The sequence below is a fragment of the Anaeromicrobium sp. genome, from assembly GCF_025210435.1.
In the GTDB taxonomy this organism is placed as follows: Bacteria; Bacillota; Clostridia; order Peptostreptococcales; family Thermotaleaceae; genus Anaeromicrobium.
Map to the genome: position 1 here is coordinate 1 of NZ_JAOART010000006.1, position 24,217 is coordinate 24,217.

The following is a 24,217-nucleotide window of genomic DNA, read 5'->3' on the forward strand; positions in this document are numbered from 1 at the left end:
AGTAGATCTGCTAGAGTATTTATTTTTAATTGAAGACCCAGAATTAGAAAGAAAATATGAAGAATATAAAAATTTAATTGGGGGTGTATTAAAGATGACAGTAGATGAAATAAGAAGAAAGCATTTTGAGCAAAAAGGAATGGAAAAAGGCATAGAAAAAGGCATAGAAAAGGGTGAGTTAAAAAAGGCTATTGAAATCGCAAAAAAATTATTAGATATATTAGATGACGAGACTATTTCCAGTAAAACAGGATTACCTGTAGATAAAATTAGAGAATTAAGAAATTAATATGAGAAAACAAACTAGTAATGAGTGAGTAAATAGAGGATAGTTCACTAGAAAATGGATATGGCATTTATCATGCCAACTATATGCAAAGATGGATGACATTTTTCAGAGATGACATATCTGATGAAACTTTAAAGGAGCTGATGGATATGGATAAGGATATAAAGAAAGTAGAGGAAAGATTAGAATATTTAAGTAGTGACCCAAAGACCATAGAACTATATAGAGCAAGAGAAAAAGCCTTACATGAAAGGGCAAATATGATAAGTAGTGCAGAAGAAAGAGGGATAGAAAAAGGAATAAAAAAAGGAATAAAAAAAGGAATAAAAAAAGGTAGAAAGGAATCAGCTATAGAGGCATTAAAATTAGGCTTGGATGTATATATGGCTGCTAAAATTTCAAAATTATCTGTAGAAGAAGTTGAAGAGATAAAGAAGAACCTTCTTCAATAATTAAGTAAAAGAATAATTAATTTAGATAGGTTCAATTAAATTATTTACATGATGTGAGTATCTATTCAATTTACTAAAATTTTTTTATTAGCATATTCACATACCCCTATGCATAATGAAAATACCAGATGGAAGCAACTGGATTGACAAGAGAAAGAATAGAAAAAATGAAAAAGGAATTAATTCAGTAAGAAAATAATTTAATATATAAAAGGTCTGTAGGTTGATCTATAGACTTCCTATTAGCTAAAAAATCCATAGATTAATCTATGGATTTTTTTTAGTGTGTAAAAAAGTAAGATTTTTCAGAGATGACATTTCTGATGAAAGTTTAAAGGATCTGATGGATATGGATAAGTCCTATGGTCTTTTTATTTTTTTGTAAAAAATATTAGTCCAAAAATATAAAAAATTTTTATCTATATAAGTGATAGTTAAATAAAGTGTGGTTAATCAATTCCACTATAAAAAATATTGACGTGTTGAAAGCTGGCAGGTGAACTCATTGGACAATACCCATGTTTAGATGAGGTGACTAAAGGAATCACGATAAAACAACTTACCGTACCAATGGTTTAGTCGCAGGTTAGAGCTGCATGGGCCTGTATATGTTTTTAGGGGAAACAATACAGGCATTTCCCAGATAAGGCATATGAAAGAAATAAACTAGTCAGTTCTCTGAGGAATTTGGATTATTTTCAAGGCATGGTGAGCGAGCATATTAAACATATGTAAGCGATTCCATAACGAAGAAAATAATTCAAATAACCAGTGAAATGACTAATTTGTTTTTTGAATATGCCTAAGTGCAGCTCCGTTGTGGGGCATCCTCAAATGTTTGGTACACATACCTGGTAATCGGGCCTGGGCAGGTTTGAGAGGATGTTTTCGAATAAGGTAATAATTACTCAAATAAGAAAAAGGGTATACGGATACCATAGGCTCCGTTACTGTATAGTAAAAACCCTTCTCCTGTAATTCTTTTTTTTTTAGAATTACAGGGGGAGGAGTAGCCGTTGTCCAATTCACCACCCTGTATAGATTAAAGATCTCTTCATCATAGGGTATCTAAATCCATTACTACTAAGGCTATAGGGGGCAAGGATATAAGAACTAATTAAATTATATGAGAGTAGAGAAATAAAGAAAGGATAGAAAATAAAAAAGCTATAAAACAAAAATAATCTGTCAAAAAAATTATAGATTTCCTATCTATATAAGTGAAAGGCCATGATAAGCATGGTAGTAATAGTAGAAAGGAAAAGAGCAAAATTAATAGGTGAATAGGAGTGGGTCTTAAATGAAAAGATTAGAAATGAAGTGTAGAAATGAAATGGAAAAGACAAGTTCTAATGAACCAACAGTAGAAGAAGTGAGAGCAGCTATGGATGCTGCCATTGAAAGGCGGCATTTAAGGCGAAAAAGGGAGAAGTAAAAGAAGTGGATTCAAAAGGATAGTACAAGTAACTGGATTAAAATAAGGTAGTAAAATGACCGCCTTATTTTTTAATTATGTATCATTACTAAAAGGTCATTATAGTAATAGGGCTATTTGCAAATAGCCCTATTACTAATGGAAAACTAAAGTTTTTTAAACACCCTTTTTTTAAGGTTAATATCTTTAACATAAATATATGTAGGGGTATGCTAATTCTATTGAACCCCTAATTTTTCACTTTGCTTTTTTACACCAAGATATGCTAATGTATTCTGCATGATTTCCTTTACTGCTGGTGCAGCAGTTAAACTTCCAAACTTAAACCCTTGTGGTTCATCTATTACCACTAATACGCCTAACTTTGGGTCATTGACAGGGGCTAATGATACAAAGGATGAATAAGTTTTTCCCTCTACATACTTTCCATCAATTAACTTATTTGCCGTTCCAGTCTTTCCACCTACCCTATAACCTGGGATATAAGCCTTATTGCCAGAACCATGGGAAACAACACTCTCCATTATGTCTCCTAGCTCCTTAGCAGTTTCTTTAGATATTACTTGCCTAACCATATTAGGCTCATATTTATTTATGATATTTCCCTTACTATCAACTAATTCTTTTACTATTCTAGGTTTCATGAGTTTTCCATCATTTCCAATGGCTGAAATAGCACTGATTAGTTGAAGGGGAGTTACTGATATGCCTTGTCCATATGACATGTTTGCAAATTCGATAGGACTTATTATATTTTTATCTTGTATAAAAGATTTTCTATCTTGTGCCAAATCAATATCTGTAGTACTAGTAAATCCAAAGGAATCTAAATACTTATAATATTTTTCTTTTCCTAGCTTTTGCCCAATTTCTATAAAAATAGGATTGCATGAATTTTGTACTCCTTCTGTAAATGATTGCTCACCGTGAGGTCTGTAGTGCCTCCAACAATTTATTTTCTCATCTTCAACAACTGAAAAACCATTGCATGTAAAAGTTGAATTTGGACTAACAATACCTTCTTCAAGACATGCAGCCGCCGTAATAAGTTTAAAGGTAGAACCTGGTTCATATGTATCTCTTATCATTGGATTTGTCCATATTTCATTGTACAGTTTGTCCTTTTCTTCACCAACTATAGGTTCAACTGGATTGTTTAAATCAGCTCTAGACTTAACAGACATTGCAAGTATATCACCTGTTTTAGGGTCCATAACTATTGCCATTGCCCTTTTTGACTCTGTTTTGGCAAGGGCGTTGTCTATGGCCTTTTCAGTAAAATTTTGTATATTTTCATCAATAGTTAGTGTTACTTTTAAGGGCTCTTTAGATTCATCATGGACTTTTGTACTATTAGATAAGTGACCCAGTTTACTCCATATGGTGCTTGTACTCATATTTGTAGCTAATTCCTTTTTATTTCTGTCATATATAATTCCTCTTTCAACAGTTTTTTTCAGATTTTCCCCCTTCTGACTCATTGCATTACTTGATATATAGCTATAACTGCATACAAAAGCAATACAACTTATGAAAACTAAAATAGATACTAATCCTTTTCTTTTTACAATAAACATAGGTAATCCTCCTTCATAAATACAAACAGTATTATATTTTGAATTCTACTTTAATATTTTGTAAAGACATTAATCTAAATTCCAGGCCAAATTAAAATCCCCTTCATTCATATCTAACTTACAAAAAATATAGTAAACATATTCTATATTTTACCATTTTTATCATATTTCTTCTATAAAATTTAAAAGAATGTATTTAAAACTGAAAAGGAAGAATTAAGCTAAAATAAGATAGCTAAAGGGCTATCTTATTTTAATGTTTATAGGTATGTTTAATCCTTTTTATGAGTAAATACGGTAAAAATCATCATATAAATTGAAACTCAAACAAGAATAGACAAATTTCTACAGTTTGTAGGATTATAATATAAATACAATATGTTTAAAAGTGAGGGAATAAATTATGGCAATAATGATACCAGAGTACATATCAAAACTACATAATATTACTGCTGGAGAAAAAAGAGTATTCAAAATTTTGAAAGAGTTGCTTCCAAAGGACTATATAGTTTGGTATGAATTAAGAGTAGAAAAAAAGCATCCAGACTTTATAATTGTAGGCCCTGATTTAGGTTTGGTAGTCTTAGAAATAAAGGATTGGCAGATAGGGTCCATATCTAAAGCTAATAAGGATAAATACCAATTAAATACAGAGATTGGGGTTACAGATAATCCACAAAAACAAGCAAGAAATTATATGTGGAATATTGTAAATTTATTAAAGAAGGATGAATATTTACAAAGAAAAGATCCTAAATACAAAGGAAAACCATTATTTAATTATGGTCATGGTGTGATTTTTACAAGGATTACTAAAAAGAGTTTTTCAAATAACAAATTAGATGAAACTATAGATAAGGATTGCATTATATTCCAAGATGATTTAAAACATATGGAAGATAGCCAGGATAAAGACTATTTGTTAAAGAAGCTATTTTCTATGATACCTTATAAGTTTAAAGATATGTACTTAGAAGAAAGACAGATTGATACAATCAGGGGAATGTTATTTAAAGAAGTAAAATTATTTGATGATGATTCCCATGTATTTAAGGTTATGAATGTACAGCAAGAGCAATATGCCAAGGGATTAGGATATGGCCACAGGGTAATAAGAGGTGTAGCAGGGTCAGGAAAGACAGTAATTCTTGTGTGTAGAGCTAAACATCTAGCACAAGTTCATGAGGACTGGAGTATACTAACCCTATGCTATAATACGGTTTTAGCCAGTCACTTAAAAAATGCCATTGGTGAGAAAGAATATCCTAATTTAGAGGTAAGGCATTTTCATGATTGGATAAATGGCATATTTAAAAAATTAGATATGCCTTCAGGATTATACAAGGATAAGGAGATAACAGACAACATTTCAAAAATATCAGAGGATGACTTTAAAAAGTTAAATAAATATGATGCCATTTTAATAGATGAAGGACAAGATTTGGATAAGGAGTGGCTTGAATTCATAGTAAAGATCCTAAGAAATCCAGAACATTCCCATTTAGTCCTAGGAGCCGATGGTGCTCAAAATTTATACAATAGAAAATACACATTAAAATCTGTAGGTATAAAAGCTAGTGGAAGATCTATAGTTATGAGAGAAAATTATAGAAATACTCAAGAAATTTTAGACTTTGCCCACAATTTTATTTCCAATAGTTCTGTAGATAAAAGTGAAGATGTGGAAGACAGTAATTTCTTTATAAATCCTGAATCTAGCCTTAGAAATGGAAAAGAGCCAGAACTAATAAAATGTGAGGGTTTAAATGAGGAAGTGGAAAAGATAGTCACAGATATTAATGGGTTAGTAAAAAAGGGTGTAGATTACAAAGACATATGTATACTATATTTTGGTAAACATCAACTAGGAAAGATAGAATACAACCTGATTAATAATAAAATCCCATACTATCCAGTAAGCAAGGATTCTTCTAAGAAAAAGAATTTTAAATATGATCAAAATAAAGTTAAAGTATCTACTATCCACAGTGCCAAGGGATTAGATTTTGACTACATATACATGTGTGGATTTTATGAGGGCTTATCAAATAGGGAAAATGAATCTAAGAAATTAATATATGTGGGATTAACTAGGGCTAAAAAAGAGTTGAAGGTGTATTATAGTATTGATGGTGGCATATTAGGTGAAGTTGCAGCTACAAAGGAGAGCCAATTACCTAGTAGGAAAAATTATGATATTACTTCAAAATCTAAGAGTAAATATGAAAATGTAAAAATAAATAAAAGATTAAATAAAGAAAGTAAAGTAGAGTATGAGAATAACAATAAAAGAAATGTTTTAAATGAGAAGAGAGAGAACTTAACTAAAGATGCCCCAAAAGGTATATTAGATCAAATATTATCGTTATTTAAATAGGTCACTTAATTTAGTGATCTTTATTTTTGTAGAATGTGTAGGGTTTAAGTATAGGCAAACAGAGGTGTTGGAATAATGTCAGAAAATAGAAAATTGATTTTTATAAAAAACATAGATACTTCGTTTTTTAGATATGGGTTAACAATTCCTAAAGAATATCGCTACAGTATATTAAAAATACTACCAGATGAAAATTTGGAATCTAATAAAAGCATACAAATAACATTAGATTTTGAAGGAGAAACATTCTTGGTAAGGCTTCGCGAGACAGGGCGATCAAAATATGTAGAAGAGAATTTGCAAATTATTCATAGTGGTAGTAAAGATATAAGTGATTATTTAAAAAGAAGGTTTACAATAGTTTGGAATGAGATAGAGAAAGTTCCTAAAGGAAAAAAATACAATGTACCAAGTGAATTGATGAGTGGTATAAAAATTTATGCAACAGGTAAAGAAAAATATTTATATGCAAAGGAGATAGAGCCAGTGCAAAGAGAATTTTTTGACTTTGTAGGACCTGCTAATCAATTAGAAAAAGGTAAGTACAAAAAGTCATATAAATTAGTCCTATTATTGAAAATGTTGCAAATAGCAGATGAGAAAGGACATGGGGACTATAATGAATTATGTGAACGAATAAGGCTATTTTATATTAATAGAGAATACAAAGAAGTTGTCATAGAAGAATCTGATAGTGACATATTAAAGAATATTAACAATTTGACCTTGGAAAAAGTAAAGACATTGATGTCAGGCAATCCATATAAAGCATACAATAATAAGGGTTTTTTAATAAAAGAAAATATAAATAATAAAGAAACTTTGAAATTTAATGAAGAACTTTGGTCTAGTATAGATAATCAAGATATAGAGGATCTTAAAAGTATACTCATGAGTAAATTAGATATTTACTATAAAGAAAGGTTGGAGAGCAATATGATAAAAGATGAAATTCCTTCAAAAGAAATAATAAATCATGTACATAAATATATAACCTCAAAGGGATTCTCATATGATAAAAATACAATAAAAAATCTATACCTTTCTTTAAAGACTAAACCCTTCGTATTATTAGCAGGAATTTCTGGGACAGGTAAGAGTAAATTGGTGAAGTTGTTTGCTGAGAGTTTAGGTGCTAATAGTGAAAATGGAAGATATACTTTAATTCCAGTTAGACCAGATTGGTCAGATCCTTCTGATTTGTTAGGATATAAGAATATAGAGGATAAGTTTCAAGTGGGTCCTTTAACAAAGATTATTAAAGAAGCTCAGGGGAAGGATGAACCATATTTTGTATGTTTAGATGAAATGAATTTAGCTAGAGTAGAATATTATTTTAGTGATATATTATCTGTTATGGAAACAAGATACAAAGATAGAGATATGGTTTTAACAGACAAACTATTAAGGAAAGAAGTATTTGGACAAGATAAAAACTCTTATGTAGAATATGGAAATTTAACTATTCCTGAGAATTTATACATAATAGGGACTGTAAATATGGATGAAACTACATTTCCTTTTAGTAAAAAAGTTTTGGATAGAGCTAATACTATAGAATTTAATGAAGTGGATTTAAAGGTGGATTTTAATAATTTAAGAGATGATTATGAAGTCCCTAGATTACTTATAAATAAAGAAATGGTATCAGAATTTATTGGAATTAAAGATGTATATGAATATAAAGAAATAGCAATTAAAGTAATAGAGTCTATAGAAAAGATAAATGAATGTCTTAAAGAAAATGGATTGCACTTTGCATATAGAGTGAGGGATGAAATTATATTTTACGTTACATATGCAGTTAAAAATCAGATAATGGATATGGAAGAAGCCTTAGATTATTGTATTATGCAAAAGGTGTTACCAAGACTTCAAGGATCAACCACAAGTATAAAATATATTTTAATAGACATATTTAAAGTTTTAACAGAATTTGAAGGAAAAATTGATAAACATGATAACAATGTATGGCAGAAAATGAATAAGCATATGAAAGGTACTAATAATTATAAAAATAGTGGAAATAAGATAGTTCAAATGGTTAGGAGATTTGAAAGAGATGGATTTACAACCTTCTGGCAATAAAAATAAAAGATTATTACATATAAAAACAGATAAGATTGATTTTGTAATAAAGGGGAAAAAGGTAGAAGATAATTTTTATTATGATGATGAAGTATTTAAAGATAGCTATTATATTGAAGCTTTAAATGGAACTTTAGAGGAAAAAATAAAACCTGAAAAAGCTACATTTTATGAATATGAAAACTATGAAATTATCATAGAGAATATGGAAGGCCATAATATAGAAGTCTATCATGAAAATCCTAATATAAGAAATGAGATAGATTATATAACAGAGAGTAAAAGAATTATGAGTGGTGTAATTAATTTTGGAAGTGATATTGGACTTTCAGAATTTAGAATAAAAATTAATGGAGTAGAACATTTATTATTAAGGATTGAAGTTTTTCCAAAGAAAATTAACTATAAAGAGGATTATAAAAATATATTAAGAGATGTAAATGAAGAAATATATAATATGTCTTTTGATTTTCTAAAAAAGACATATTTTAATATGGCCATAAGTCAGAAAGATGGTAATACCCTTTCGGAATACTACAGTATATTAAAGTGTGTTTACAAAGAACTTATAAAAAATATTAGGATAATAATAGAAAGTCCTCATCATAGCCTTAAAAGAGAAGATAATATATTACCATATCATAAGATTAAAAGAAGTAGCAAAGAGACAGTTAAATGGTTACAACGCAACAGCCATCATATAGTTAGGAAAAATGAAAAAATAGTTCCCATAAAGGCTTTAGAGAGTAAGAAAATAACTACATTTAACACTCATGAAAATCAGTTTTTAAAATATATACTTAATACTATAGTTGAAAAATTAGAAAGATTAAAGAAAAGATATAAAAATCTTAAAAGAGCCAATGATGCCTTAGTTATAGAAGATATTAATAAAATGATAAGAGAAATGAATATTTTAATAAAAACTAGTTTTTTTAATAAAGTTAGTAACTTTAACATGACAGAATCTTTTTCTTTAGTTATGAGAATGGCACCTGGATATAAGAATGTTTATAAGTATTATTTAATGCTAAATAAAGCCCTTAGTATAGAGAGTGATCTATTTAGAATGTCAATGAAAGACTTGGCTACTTTATATGAATATTGGTGCTTTATAAAGATTAATTCAATTCTTAGGAAAAAATTTAATCTAGTGAGTAGTAACATGATCAAAATAAATAATAATGGAATATTTGTTACTTTAAAAAAGGGGAAAGAAGCAAAGGCCACTTATGAACATCCTGTAACTAAAGAAAAGTTTACTATTGCCTATAACACGAATGTAGATTCTCAAACGGTAGGCCAAAAGCCAGATAATGTGTTTAGAATAAATAAAGAAGGTAGCCCCAATACATATGATTACATATTTGATGCAAAATATAAAATTGAAGACGATATTGTGAATATAGATGGTGAAAAAGTTAATGTTAAAAGGCCAAAAGATGAAGATATTAATACTATGCATAGATATAGGGATGCGGTTTTGCACGAAAGTAAGGATAAAAAAATATATAGAACAATATTTGGAGCTTTTGTTTTATTTCCATATGATAATGAAGAACTATATAAGAAACACAAATTTTATAAGAGTATAGATAAAGTTCATATAGGGGGGATTCCATTTTTGCCTAATAGTACAAGTATAATGGAAGAACTTTTAGATGAATTAATAGGTGAATCGAGAATTACAGCCTATAATAAAAAGGTAAATGCTATAGGTGAAGAAAATGATTTGAAAGAATCTTATTTTAATCAGAGAGATGTTTTAGTTGGTGTGGTGAAGAAGAAAGAGCAACTAAAAGCTAATATGGAGAATAACTTTTATCATATCCCAGCGAATAAAATTAATTTGACAAACGGTATTAAATATGTGGCTTTATATGAACCTCAAAAGGGTGTGAAATACTATGGAAAGGTAGAAAACATAGAATATATTAAAAGAAATCAAATAAAAGAATTACCTAAAGAGTCTCATGAAATTTATGTGAAAATTAATTTGAAAAGATGGCAAGAGTTAAAACGAAGAATAGGCATTAATAAATTTGCTCCAAATCCTATTTGGTATACTAGCTTATTTTTACTTAGAAATGTGGAAAAAGCTGATGAACTATGTATAAAATCAAAAGAAGAATACAGGTTATATTTAGAATTAATAAGGTATACTGAAAATTCAGAGTTGGTCGATAGAAAAGATTATCAAAATAAAGGATTTAATATTAACAATTATTTAATAAGAATTGATGGAGATAATATTAAAGTTATTTATGATAATAATGAAGTTGAAATATGGTCAATAAGAGAGTTTATGAAAAAGCCAAGATTAATTTTAAAATCAATTACATTTAGAGAGTAGAATAGGTTACTATATTTTATTTTTTATGATAGAGAAGATGAAAAAACTTCGTGTATGATGCTAAAAATACACTATTGATTATAAGCAATATAGAGAAATACAAAAGAATAGGGGTTGATGCTATGTTTATTACATTGACTATTATATTAGTAGTAGCATTAATTGGTGCTACCACTAAGGAATTTGATCACGAGGGAGTTATTATATCATTTCCATCTCTTAATAAAATAAAACAGAACGGAAATAAGCTCAAGTATTTATGGTTCATAGTAACTCATACTTTTATTATAATAGTATATTTGTTAAATAGAAAATATCTAACAGATTTTCTAAGCATTAATATACTAAAATATGCCAGCCTAATATCTATATTTTTTTCTATAATTTTCATTATAAGGTGTAAGGGAGTTGGAATAAATTCAGAATTTGGAAAGAAAAAATTATATATCAAAACAAATAGTGAATTGTTGATATACATTTTAAGTATTTCAGTGTATGTATGTGCAAATATTTATTATGGATTAGAGGAAAAAATTGGATTACTACCCGTGGAGGTTGTTGGAATTTACCTAATTCTATATTTTAAATCTATAAAGAATTACTACAATAAAGAAGTTAATAGAAATTTCAATTGTAGTAAAATAGTATATAGAAGAATAAAACTTGCCATATGGACTGTTATATGGCTTGTTGGGTCAACTGAATTATTAAATAACAGTTTGGATGGTAGTCCGAATGATATGTTATACAGCATAATGTCTGTATATTTGTTAACTAATGTAGAACTTGGAATAATATATTCATGTTTGAGAGAGCCGATAGTTAAATTAGATGAAATATTAGAAATGTTAATTTATTATATAGTATTGCCAATATTAATATTATTAGGGATAATAGTAAAATTTCTTTTCCCGGGATATGAACAGATTTTAACATTTAATATTTTTCAATATGAATTAATAGATATTGGAGTAAAAATACTGTTTACAACTAATTTAATAATAGCTATAGTGTTTTTTTCTGCTTATATAAGTATGGCTTTACTACACGCATATAAAATACATATATATATGATTAAAAAATCTTTTTGCAAAAAAGCACTTGTACTAATAGGTATTTACGTTTTTCTGTGTGTAAGTATAGTTTTGTTTTATAGTTCTTTATACGATATTACAGATAATCATTATATTACTTTGGTTAGAAAAAATACTAATAAAGTATATTGTATAAGAGAAATAGAACATAAGAATTTATTTAAATCAATGTATTACGACTACGGAAGTTTTTTTAGGTGTGAGGCAAATTTATTTAAAAAGTACTCAAATGTATTGTTTATAGAGAAGTGTTTAGAGCCTGCTCAGAATGATATTATTCCATTTAGCAAAGTGTATTTATATAATTTTAGTAGATTTAAATTGTTAAATGAGATTAACAATTTAAAATATACGAATCATCTTATGAGATCAAAAGCAGATGTGAACGGAATTCAATATTATATTACAGAAATGGATTTTGAAGGAAAATTTAATAAAACTGCAATTATATATAAAGAGGATAATAGATTAGCATTCAATATAAGCGATATAAAAAATTATGTTGATGATGATGAAGAAAGACAAATTAATTTCAAGTTATATAGTTTTGCTACATTTTATACTATAGGTTATGGCGATATAGTGTCAACAAGTAAGATAAGTAAGTATATTGCTATGTCTGAGATGGTTTTAGGTAATATTATGACGGTTATATACATAGGAATGGCAATTGCTGTAATAAGATTAGATTATGATAAAAAAACATCAGAGGAAGATTCGATTGAAGAAGTAGCGGGAGAGAAGAGATGATTAAAGAATATTATAATGAAAATGCAGAGTCCTTTGTGGAAAATACATTAAATGCAGATATGGCAAATCTATATGACAGATTTGAAAAATATTTTATAAAAGACAACTCAATCCTAGACCTAGGCTGTGGCTCTGGTCGTGATAGCCTTTACTTTAAAAACCAAGGATACATAGTCACAGCCCTAGATTACTCAGAAAAACTTGCCAAATCAGCTAGTAAACTAATAGGACAAGAAGTACTTGTAAAAGACATGAGAGAAATATCCTATGTGTCGAAATTTCATGGCATTTGGGCTTGTGCATCCGTGCTTCATATAAATAGGATAGACATTAATATGGTAATGAAAAACTGTGCTAGAGCATTGAAGGATGAAGGGGTTTTTTATCTTTCCTTTAAATATGGTGATAGGGAAGAAATGAAAAACGGAAGGTATTTCAACTTTTATAATGAAGAAAGTTTTAGACAACTAATTAAAAAAGTAGGTGGATTTAAAATCCTTGAGATGTTCAAAACTACTGATGTAAGACCAGGTAGAGAAGGTGAATATTGGTTAAATATTATTATGAAGAAGATCTAAAATGACTAGGAGATAAATTCCTAGTTTTTTTGTTTTAAAAAAAGTGCAATTAGTTAAATTTTTCATCAAGCATTGAATATCATTTATTTTATAGGTAATACTATTTAATATTAAACATATATATATTAAAAATGAAACAATTTGTACCCAATGTCAGATTTACATGTACATAATTATATGGTATTATCGAGTTGGAGGTGAGTCTTATGGAAAATACGACTGTTCGTATTCAACAGGTACAATTGGTAAATATTAAAAATGTTGAGAAGGGAACAATTACTTTTCCTAATCATGTTAGGTCAGATAATAAAATCCATAGGTCTGAAATTATTGGCATATATGGTCAGAACGGCTCAGGTAAAACAGCATTAGTTGATGCAATGTGGATTTTAAAGCATATAATGAGTGGTAATGAATTACCTAAGAATACGGGAGATTTCATTTTTAGTCAATCAGAGAAAGCATGTATAAAGATTGTGTTTGAAGTAAGTACTCCTGCGAATAAGAGTATAGCATATTATGAAATACATATAGAGAGAATTGAAGAAAACAAGGCACAGATAATAAAAGAAAATTTATCATTTAAGGAACTTATAGATGGAGTATGGACAAAAAAAGCAGGCATAATAGATTATGATATAAGTTATGAAGAAGTGTTTAGACCAGCGAAGAACTTCAAATTACTTACATCTAATAATTCTGAGGTCCATATTAATTTAGGGGTAGCCAAAAAGTTATCTGAAAAAGATTTCACATCTTTTATATTTAGTAATGAGACAGAAACAATTATTAACAACTGTAAAGAATTTGATAAATACACAAAGTTAATTAAAGGACTTAAGCATTATGCTAAAATTAACTTGTTTATTTTTAGCAATAATCACTCAGGTATTATAAATTTGAATCTTATGATTCCTTTGAGCTTTAGATTAAAAGATGATAAAAAAACAACTCAAGGTGATCTAGGCATTGGTTTATTAAAACCATCAGTAGTTAAAAAAGAAGTATATGAACTTGTATCAAAGGTTATTAATCAAATGAATATTGTCCTAGAAACAATTATACCTGGATTAAATATTGGAGTAGAAAATTATGGTAAGCAATTGACTAAAGATGGCGAAGAAGGCATAAGAATAGAATTAGTTTCCATAAGGGATAAAGTAAAAGTACCATTAAAATATGAATCAGATGGGATAAAAAAGTTCATATCAATATTAAGTACACTAATCACCATGTTTAATAATCCTTCTGTATGTATGGTAGTTGATGAGCTTGATGCAGGAATATTTGAATATCTATTAGGAGAAATATTACAAATCATCAATGAAAATGGGAAAGGGCAATTAATTTTCACATCACATAATTTAAGACCTTTAGAAATGTTAGATACAGCTTCTATAATATTTACAACAACAAATCCTACTAATAGATATATGCGATTTACAAATGTGAAAAGCAATAATAATTTGAGAAATGTATATATAAGGAGTATTAATCTAGGAGGTCAGAAAGAGGAAATCTATAAGGAAACAAATAGTTTTGATATAAGTAGAGCCTTCCGAATAGCAGGGAGGTTAATAGATGAAAACTAAAAAGGTCATATTATTTGAAATTTAGAAACTAAAAATAAATATAGCAGTAAGTATTTATCCATTATAAGTAACCTATAAGACTTTTATAAGAAATATCTAATGTCTATAATTATACATCAAGGGAACTAATTAAAAAAGTTAGTGGATAACCTTAATACAAACTCCCTTTTAAAAATTCTTTAGAGGAGAGTTTTCATGTATAAGCTTATCTATTAATAACAAAAATGATATAATATAAGTAATAATTATAAACAAAATCAAGGAGAAAATATGTGGCCCAGCAGGCTAAAAATATATTAAATGCTAGTAAAGAGGAGGTAGAAACTATGGTTGCTAATAATGCTTTTATGCTAGAAGAAATGAAAGAGAAATCTAAAACTGAAGGTAGAGTTGAAAAGGAAATTGAAGTAGTAGTCAGAGCATTGGAAGTGGGATTAGACATAGAGACTATAGCTAAGATAGCTAAACTTCCAGTTAGTAAAGTTGAAGAAATTAGGAAAAAATATATGCAGTAATAATTTGTGACATAGAATTTCATATTAATATATAAAGGACAAGATTATGGTACATATTACTAGGGCTTGTCCTTCTTAAAATAGAGAATACAATAGAACGGGGGATGGCTTTCTATTATGAAAAATTCCAATTATCCACTTTATGAAGTTGATCATATAAGTGATTTAAAAGAGCTCATAGAAAATGCTTCATCAAAATATTCTAGTAAAACAGCCTTTGAATACAGAATAAAAGGGAATAAAACAAAGAAGGTAACCTATGAGGAATTAAAAGAACATATTGACTCTCTAGGAACTGCATTTTATAGTATGGGTCTAAGGGATAGTCATATAGCTGTGATTGGGGAGAATAGTTATGAATGGATAGTTACCTATTTTGCTACTGTTAATGGTTCAAATGTCATAGTACCTATTGATAAGGACCTAGGAGTGGAAGATATAAAAAATACACTTATAGATAGTAATTGTAGGGCAGTGGTATATTCACATAAATATGCAAACATAATGAAAGAAATTGAGGATGGAGTACCAAAAATAGATTACTTTATCCACATGGATGGTAAAGGGCATAATAATAAATTTTTATCATATGAGACCCTAATGAAAAAGGGCAATGAATTAATTTTACAGGGTAATAATGATTATATGGAAAATGAAGTAGATCCTAATAAATTGGCTGCCATTATTTACACTTCAGGAACAACAGGTGTAAGTAAAGGAGTAATGTTATCCCATCAAAATCTAGCCGCTAATACGGTTGGGACTTTAAGACATGCTAAGGTAGATGAGAGTTCAGTCCTTATTTTGCCTATCCATCATACCTTTGGATTTACAGCAGGAGTTTTATGTATGATACATTCGGGAACTAAAGTATGTATTAACAAGAGTTTAAGAAGTGTTTCAAAGGATATGGTAAATTTTAAACCTACAGACCTCATATTAGTTCCACTATTTTTAGAAAAAATGTATAAAAAAATATGGGATACGGCCAATAAAAGTGGCAAGGCTGATTTACTTAGAAAAACTATTAAAATAAGTAATTTATTACTTAAAATAGGTATTGATCTTAGGCGAAGGATTTTTAAGAATATACTTGATGGATTTGGAGGTAATCTAAGGCTTATAGTATGTGGTGGAGCACCACTTGACCCTAAATATACAAAGGGATTTAGGGATTTTGGTATAAACATATTAAATGGATATGGTATTACAGAGTGTTCACCTATTGTTTCTGGTTTTAGAAATGACTATTTTAGAGATGGTAGTATAGGCCAGGTACTACCCTGTTGTGAAGTGAAGATAGATAAACTTACTAGTAGTGATGATGGTGAAATATTAGTAAAGGGTAAAACTGTAATGCTAGGATATTATAAAAATGAAAAAATAACTAGAGAATCTATGGATGGTGAGTGGTTTAGGACAGGGGACATAGGGAAAATTGATGAGGATGGATTTTTATACATTACAGGAAGGAAAAAGAACCTAATAGTACTTAGAAATGGTAAAAATATTTATCCGGAAGAACTGGAAATGCTTGTGTCAAATATTCCTTATGTGGAAGAAGTTGTGGTTTATTGTGAAGGGGATAGTATAGATAAAGACACAAATATTGTTGCAGAGGTGTACTTTAACAAGGAGTATATTGAATCTAATGAAATTAAAGATTCAAAAAAAGAGTTAGAGAAGGATATAGATCATATAAATAGTACCCTTGCCCATTATAAGCACATTAAAAAGATAAGAATTCGAGAGAATGAATTTGAAAAAACTACAACGAAAAAAATAAAGAGATTTACTATTAACACAGAAACTAGTGCTTAATAAAGTTAAAGTAAAAGTTAATGGATAACTTTAATGAAAAATCCTTTGTAACCTGACCATTTTGTTTTTTTTAATGAGCATAAAGGAACCATTCAAAGGTTTTATGATTTTGAATGGTTCTTTATATTGTACAGGGGCCATATTTCATTCTATTTCAAAAGATGGTATAATACGCTTATTGAAAGGAACAGGGTAATGATAAAATAAATTATCCTAACATAAGATATTATATAAATAATTTAATTTTAAGTGAGGCCGGTGCGACCTTGTTAGCTTGGGTAAACTTGGCACGTTGGTGCTATTGACCAAGAAGCTCCCACTTCAACCGTTAGGTAAGTGGAGAGTAGTTCACAGTGAAGATGCCAAACTCGGCACGGATAAATATGAGTAGGAGGCGATTTTCTAGATGAAAAATTCCAATTATCCACTTTATAAAGTTGACAACATAAGTAATTTAAAAGAGCTCATAGAAAATGCTTCATCAAAATATTCTAATAAAACGGCCTTTGAATATAGAATAAAAGGGAATAATATAAAGAAGGTAACTTATAAGGAATTAAAAGATAATATAAACTCCTTAGGAACGGCATTTTATAGTATGGGTTTAAAGGATAGTCATATAGCTGTTATTGGTGAGAATAGTTATGAATGGATAGTTACATATTTTGCCACTGTCAATGGTTCAAATGTGATAGTACCTATAGATAAGGAGCTTTCAGCACAAGAAATAAAGAATACACTTATAGATAGTAATTGTAGGGCAATTGTATATTCCCATAAACATTCAAACATAATCAAAGAAATTGGGGACCAAGTGCCAGAAATAGAGTACTTTATTCATATGGATGGTAAAGGGGATAATAATAGATTTTTATCATATGAGGACCTTATGAAAACGGGTAATGAATTGGTGTCACAAGGCCATAATGAGTATATGGAAAATGAAATAGATGAAAATAAATTGGCTGCTATTATTTATACTTCAGGAACAACAGGTGTAAGTAAGGGAGTAATGTTATCCCATGGAAATCTGGCTGCTAATACGGTGGGTATATTAGGACATGTTACGGTACATGAGACTTTAGTCCTTATTTTACCTATCCATCATACCTTTGGATTCACAGCGGGAGTTTTATCCATGATACACTTGGGAACTAAAGTCTGTATTAACAAGGGTTTGAAAAGTGTTTCAAAGGATATTATGAGTTATAAACCTACAGATTTAATGTTGGTTCCACTATTTTTAGAAAAAATGTACAAGAAAATATGGGATAAGGCTAATAAAAGTGGTAAGGCTGGTCTACTTAGAAGGACTATTAAAATAAGTAATTTATTACTTAAAATAGGTATTGATATTAGGAGAAAGATTTTCAAAAATGTAATTGATGGATTTGGAGGAAATCTAAAGCTCATAATATGTGGTGGAGCACCACTTGATCCTAAATATATACAGGGATTTAGGGATTTTGGTATAAATGTCTTAAATGGATACGGTATTACTGAATGTTCACCTGTTATTTCTGTTTGCAGAAATGACTATTTTAGAGATGGTAGTATAGGACAGATTTTATCCTGTTGTGAAGTAAAGATAGACAAACTTACCAGTAGTGACGATGGTGAAATATTAGTAAAGGGTAAGACTGTAATGCTAGGATACTATAAAAATGAAGAGGCAACTAAAGAAACTATGGATGGTGATTGGTTCAGAACTGGTGATATAGGAAAAATTGATGATGATGGATTTTTGTATATTACAGGAAGGAAAAAGAACCTAATAGTACTTAGAAATGGTAAAAATATTTATCCTGAAGAACTGGAAATGCTTATTTCAAATATTTCTTATGTGGAAGAAGTTTTAGTTTATTGTGAAGGGGATAGGATAGATACAGACACAAATATTATTGCAGAGGTCTATCTTGATAATGAATATATTGCATCTAATGAAATTGAAGATCCAAAAAAACAGTTAGAAAAGGATATAGAGGCCATAAATAATACTATTCCATATTATAAAAATATTAAGGAAATCAGAATTCGAGAAAATGAATTTGAAAAAACCACAACAAAAAAAATAAAGAGATTTGCCATTAAAACAGTGGATAAATCTAACATTTAAAGAAATATAAAGTTAATGTTAAAGTTTAAGTATAGATTTCATATTTATAAACTTGCTTTATGTGAGCCTACTTCAGGAAAATATATTGAAAATTTTTTCCACCCAAGTCCTTGTCACAATCGAAAGTGTGAATCTTCGTAGATAGGTTCATGACTCATGTTCAAGTAGCATAGGATGTTGTGACGTTCCAGGGTTTCAAAAATTTTCAATATATTTACCTTCGTAGGCAAATTACTGTATGGAGAAAGATTTCATAAATCCATATAAGATTAAAATTTAGTATAAAAATTTCATAGAGTTATCATAATAGGATTAGTTTGTGTTTACACAGATTGGATTTATATGATAATCTATTAAAGAAACCATTCAAAGGTATTGTGATTTTGAATGGTTCTTTACGTTGTGCAGAACGGATGTTTGATTAAAGTTCGAAAGATGGTATAATACGGTTATTGAAAGATTATAGAGATAAGGTAGCAGGAGGAGAAGTATGAGTAAGAAACATGATTATGGGAATGACAGTCTTTCAACACTTGAGGAAAAGGACAAGGTAAGACTTCGCCCTGGAGTTATATTTGGTAGTGATGGCATAGAAGGCTGTGAGCATACGGTGATGGAGATCATAGGAAATAGTAGGGATGAGGCAGCTGAAGGCTTTGGAAATATCATAGAGGTAACGAGATTTAAGGATAAATCCATAGAGGTAAAGGACTTTGGAAGAGGTATTCCCATTGAGTGGAATACAAAGGAACAAAAATACAATTGGGAAATAGTATTTTGTATCCTCTATGGTGGTGGAAAATATGATAATAATTCTGGTAGCAACTATCAGTTTAGTATAGGATTAAATGGTTTAGGTACGGCTGCAACACAATTTGCTTCTGAGTATATGGACGTTACAGTCCTTAGGGATGGATATGAATATAATCTTTCCTTTAAAAAGGGAGATAATGTGACAGGTACTAAGGAAGGGTATACAAAGGAAAAGTCAGGTTCTAAAAATACGGGAACTAGGATAAAGTGGAAGCCTGATTTAGAGGTTTTTAATGATATAGATATAAGTCTTGATTTTTTTAAGAGGGTATTAAAGAGACAGGCCATTGTAAATAAGGGTATTACATTCATATTAAATGATGAGGAAAGTGGTGAGAAATTCACCTATCTTTATGAAAATGGTATTAGTGATTATGTAATAGAGTATGGTGGAGATACGGGATTTACAGATATGGAGTATTTTGAGCTAGAGACTAGTGGAAGGGATCGAGAAGATAAACCTGAGTACAAGGTACGAGTAGAGATTGGATTTTCTTTTAATAATGAGAAGAATTTACTTGAGTATTATCACAACTCATCCTTCCTAGAGTATGGAGGTGCTCCAGATAAGGCCGTTAGAAATGCCTTTGTCTATGCCATAGATAAAAAGTTAAACAAGGAAGGAAAGTACAATAAGGGAGAAAAGAAGGTTACTTTTCAAGATATAGAGGATAGTTTAATATTAGTTGCCAATACTTATAGTACCATAACTTCCTATGAAAATCAGACGAAAAAGGCCATTACTAATGTATTTATAAAAGAGGCCATGAATGAGTTTATAAAGGAAAAGCTAGATATTTATTTTATTGAAAATAGAATAGCTACAAATAAAATATTAGAACAGGTATTAGTTAATAAAAGAAGTAGGGAAAAGGCAGAGAAAACCCGTATAGATGTGCGTAAAAAGTTGAGTAAGAAGATTGATAATATTAGTAATAGGGTAAAGAAATTTGTAGATTGTAGAAGTAAGGATAAAACCATTAGGGAGCTTTTCATAGTGGAGGGAGATTCGGCCCTTGGTAGTACTAAGATGGGTAGGGATGCAAATTTTCAAGCTATCATACCCGTTCGTGGTAAGATTTTAAATTGTCTTAAATCTGATTATGAAAAGATTTTTAAAAATGATATTATTATGGACCTACTTCGTGTCATAGGATGTGGTGTGGAAGTAAAGTCAAAGCATCTAAAGGAATTTACAGATTTTAATATGGATAAGATGACTTGGAATAAGATCATAATATGTACGGACGCCGATGTGGATGGATATCAAATCAGGTGTCTAATCATAACTATGCTCTATGTACTCACTCCTACTATGATAGAAGAGGGATATGTATATATTGCCGAATCTCCATTATATGAGATTACAGATAGTAAGGGGAATACTCACTTTGCTTATACGGAAGGTGAAAAAAGTAAGATATTAAAGAGATTAAGGGGAAAGTATAAGATTCAAAGGTCAAAGGGACTTGGAGAAAATGAACCAGAAATGATGTGGGAGACTACCATGTGTCCTGATACAAGAAGGCTAGTGAAGGTAACACCAGCCGATGCTAAGGCCACAAAGGATGCCTTTGAGTTATTTTTAGGAGATAACCTTCTAGGAAGAAAAGAGTTCATAAATGAGTATGGACACAAGTATTTAGATAGATCGGACGTGAGTTAAAATAGAACCTATGATAGATAATATAAGAGAAATGAGTGTAATAGATACCCTAGAGACTAACTATATGCCTTATTCCATGTCAGTTATTGTATCTAGGGCACTACCTGAGATTGATGGTTTAAAGCCATCCCATAGAAAACTTTTATATACCATGTATAAGATGGGATTATTAAAGGGTGGAAAAACAAAATCAGCCAATATTGTGGGACAAACTATGAGGCTAAACCCCCATGGAGATATGGCCATATATCAAACTATGGTAAGGTTAACCCGTGGAAATGAGGCCTTGATGCACCCTTATATAGATAGTAAGGGAAACTTTGGTAAGACCTACTCAAGGGACATGGCCTTTGCAGCTGCCAGATATACAGAGGCAAAGCTAGATTCCCTATGTGAAGAGTTTTTTAGGGATATAGGGAAAAATACGGTGGAGTTTATGCCAAACTATGATAATACCATGGATGAGCCTACACTCCTTCCTACAACATTTCCAAATATTTTGGTAAATCCAAACCTAGGAATTGCCGTAGGTATGGCCAGTAGTATATGTAGTTTTAATTTAAAGGAAATTTGTGAGGCCACTACAGAACTTATTAAGGATGAAAATATAGATCTGATAGATTATTTAAAGGCTCCTGATTTTTCCACAGGTGGAGAGCTTATATATAAGGAAAAGGACATGAGAAAGATCTATGAGGAAGGAAGGGGAACCTTTTATTTAAGGGGAAAATATGTACATGACAAGAAGAATAATTGCATAGACATAGTGGAGATTCCCTACACTACCAACGTGGAAACTATTATAGATCAAATAGCAGACTTAATAAAAAATGGAAAGATTAAAGAGATTACAGATCTAAGGGATGAGACAGATAAAAAGGGATTAAAGATCACATTAGATGTGAAAAGATCTACTGATGTGGAAAAACTCATGCTAAAGATTTTTAAATTTACAAAGCTTCAGGATAGTTTTAGTTGTAACTTTAATGTTTTAATAGATGGTTATCCAAAGGTTTTAGGAGTTAGGAATATACTTCTTGAGTGGATCAAATTTAGAACGGATTGTATTAAAAAGAGTATAGTTTATGATATAGATATGAAATCAGAAAGACTTCATCTACTTAGGGGTTTAGAAAAGATATTATTAGATATAGATAAGGCTGTAAGGATCGTAAGGGAAACGAAGAAGGATAAGGAAGTTATCCCAAATATAATGGATGGATTTAAGGTGGATGAGGCTCAAGCTGAGTTTATAGCTGAGATAAAGTTAAGAAACTTTAACCAAGAGTATATATTAAATAAAACAAAGGATATTGAAAAGTTTGAAAAGGAATTAAAGAATTTAGAGGTAACATTAAATAGTGATAAAAAGATTAAGAGAATAATTATAAATAATCTCTCTCAGGTATCAAAGAAATATGGTAAGGAAAGAAGGACAAGAATCATCCATGAAAACCATATAGAAGGAGTTAAGGCAGAGGATTTGATTGAAGATTATAATCTGAAGTTATTTAGAACTAGGGATGGATATTTAAAGAAGATCTCCCATGCAAGCTTGAGAGGAAATAGGGATCAAAGGCTAAAGGATGGAGATGAAATAGTACAGGAAATTGATACTACAAATAAGTGTGAACTATTACTTTTTACAAATAGACATAGGGTTTATAAAAAGAAGGTATATGAAATTGAGGATTGTAAGAGTAGTAGTCTAGGAGATTATCTTCAAAATCTATTGGGCCTTGAAGGTGAGGAGAAAGTCATATATATGGTCACAACTATTGATTATGATGGATATATGTTATTTTTCTTTAAAAATGGAAAGGGTACTAAGATTCCAATAGAAAGTTATAAGACTAAGACAAAGAGGACTCAGTTAGTTAATGCTTATCCTGATTATTGTGAATTAGTACGTATGTTAGAAGTAAAGGAAGATGTGGAATTAGTGGCCATAAGTACTAGGCATAAGGTACTTATATTTAACACAAAGGAAATAGAAGTAAAGACGAATAGAAAATCCCAGGGGGTAGAAGTGATTGCTCCTTATAGGGGAAGTACCTTGTCAGAGATTAAAACTTTAGAAGAGGTAAACTATATAAGTTTAGATCATTATAGGGATAATATTTCTAGTGTGGGAACTACTTTGAGGAAAAAGGATAAGGAAGAGATATAGAGTTATTGTGTATAAACTTGCTTTGTGTGGGCCTACTTCAGGAAAATGTATTAAAATTTTTTTCCATCCAAGTCACCTGTCACATGCTAAAGTGTGAATCTTCGTAGATAGGTTCATGAGTCATGTTAGAGTAGCATAGGATGTTGTGACGTTCCAGGGTTCTAAAAATTTTCAATATATTTACCTTCGTAGGCAAGTTACTTTATAGGGAAAGATTTGAGTTGATAAACATATAAATAAGAATAAGAAGGAATTCTGAATTTTGTGACGAATTTAATTCTAAGGGGTTAGGCATATTCAAAAAATAAATTAGTCATTTCACTGGTTATTTGAATTATTTTCTTCGTTATGGAATCGCTTACATATGTTTAATATGCTCCCTCACCATGCCTCGAAAATAATCCAAATCCCTCAGAGAACTGACTAGTTGATTTCTTTCATATGTCTTAATTGGTGGAGTTGACAACCTAGAGATGGTGGACCTATTTAGAACTGCTGATGTTATACCTGAGCATTAATATGAACTTTAGT

Annotated in this window: 14 protein-coding genes and 1 pseudogene; 14 read left to right on the forward strand and 1 reads right to left on the reverse strand. The window is 29.9% G+C overall.

Features of this window, described 5'->3' with window-relative positions; genetic code table 11:
- From N4A57_RS00715 to N4A57_RS00725, 3 genes and pseudogenes are all read left to right on the forward strand, one after another.
- A pseudogene (locus N4A57_RS00715) lies at positions 1-289 on the forward strand (hypothetical protein); the annotation flags it as partial.
- A gap of 83 nt (positions 290-372) precedes the next feature.
- Complete coding sequence (locus N4A57_RS00720; RefSeq protein ID WP_293655400.1) at positions 373-741, forward strand: hypothetical protein; 369 nt, start codon at positions 373-375, stop codon at positions 739-741.
- A gap of 1,300 nt (positions 742-2,041) precedes the next feature.
- Positions 2,042-2,176, forward strand: a complete 135-nt coding sequence (locus tag N4A57_RS00725; RefSeq protein ID WP_293655401.1) for a hypothetical protein — start codon at positions 2,042-2,044, stop codon at positions 2,174-2,176.
- A gap of 218 nt (positions 2,177-2,394) precedes the next feature.
- On the opposite strand, the gene N4A57_RS00730 is transcribed toward N4A57_RS00725, so the two are convergent.
- Positions 2,395-3,753 (reverse strand): peptidoglycan D,D-transpeptidase FtsI family protein, encoded by a 1,359-nt coding sequence (locus N4A57_RS00730; RefSeq protein WP_293655402.1) that lies wholly within the window; start codon positions 3,751-3,753, stop codon positions 2,395-2,397.
- 403 nt (positions 3,754-4,156) lie between these two features.
- On the opposite strand from N4A57_RS00730, the gene N4A57_RS00735 reads away from it, so the two are divergent.
- The 11 genes from N4A57_RS00735 (at position 4,157) to N4A57_RS00785 (ending at position 23,686) form a co-directional block, all read left to right on the forward strand.
- The gene (locus N4A57_RS00735) at positions 4,157-6,130 is read left to right on the forward strand and encodes a 3'-5' exonuclease (RefSeq protein WP_293655403.1); all 1,974 of its coding nucleotides are present in this window, start codon (positions 4,157-4,159) and stop codon (positions 6,128-6,130) included.
- Between the two features lie 75 nt (positions 6,131-6,205).
- A complete protein-coding gene (locus N4A57_RS00740; RefSeq protein WP_293655404.1) occupies positions 6,206-8,218 on the forward strand; it encodes an McrB family protein in 2,013 nt (670 codons plus the stop codon).
- The gene (locus N4A57_RS00745; RefSeq protein ID WP_293655405.1) at positions 8,193-10,571 is read left to right on the forward strand and encodes a restriction endonuclease-like protein; all 2,379 of its coding nucleotides are present in this window, start codon (positions 8,193-8,195) and stop codon (positions 10,569-10,571) included. Before N4A57_RS00740 ends, N4A57_RS00745 begins: the two co-directional genes overlap by 26 nt.
- 122 nt (positions 10,572-10,693) lie before the next feature.
- On the forward strand, positions 10,694-12,415 hold the full coding sequence (locus tag N4A57_RS00750) for a potassium channel family protein (RefSeq protein ID WP_293655406.1): 1,722 nt from the start codon (positions 10,694-10,696) through the stop codon (positions 12,413-12,415).
- Entirely contained in the window at positions 12,412-12,993 is a 582-nt protein-coding gene (locus N4A57_RS00755; protein ID WP_293655408.1) for a class I SAM-dependent DNA methyltransferase, read from the forward strand. Before N4A57_RS00750 ends, N4A57_RS00755 begins: the two co-directional genes overlap by 4 nt.
- 206 nt (positions 12,994-13,199) lie before the next feature.
- A complete protein-coding gene (locus N4A57_RS00760) occupies positions 13,200-14,585 on the forward strand; it encodes an AAA family ATPase (protein WP_293655410.1) in 1,386 nt (461 codons plus the stop codon).
- Positions 14,586-14,857: 272 nt separating this feature from the next.
- Complete coding sequence (locus tag N4A57_RS00765; protein ID WP_293655412.1) at positions 14,858-15,100, forward strand: hypothetical protein; 243 nt, start codon at positions 14,858-14,860, stop codon at positions 15,098-15,100.
- Between the two features lie 117 nt (positions 15,101-15,217).
- Positions 15,218-16,921, forward strand: a complete 1,704-nt coding sequence (locus tag N4A57_RS00770; protein ID WP_293655413.1) for an AMP-dependent synthetase/ligase — start codon at positions 15,218-15,220, stop codon at positions 16,919-16,921.
- A gap of 406 nt (positions 16,922-17,327) precedes the next feature.
- Positions 17,328-19,037 (forward strand): AMP-dependent synthetase/ligase, encoded by a 1,710-nt coding sequence (locus N4A57_RS00775; RefSeq protein WP_293655415.1) that lies wholly within the window; start codon positions 17,328-17,330, stop codon positions 19,035-19,037.
- A gap of 490 nt (positions 19,038-19,527) precedes the next feature.
- The gene (locus tag N4A57_RS00780; protein ID WP_293655416.1) at positions 19,528-21,516 is read left to right on the forward strand and encodes a toprim domain-containing protein; all 1,989 of its coding nucleotides are present in this window, start codon (positions 19,528-19,530) and stop codon (positions 21,514-21,516) included.
- Positions 21,517-21,526: 10 nt separating this feature from the next.
- Positions 21,527-23,686 (forward strand): DNA gyrase/topoisomerase IV subunit A, encoded by a 2,160-nt coding sequence (locus N4A57_RS00785; protein WP_293655417.1) that lies wholly within the window; start codon positions 21,527-21,529, stop codon positions 23,684-23,686.
- The last annotated feature ends 531 nt before the right edge of the window (positions 23,687-24,217 follow it).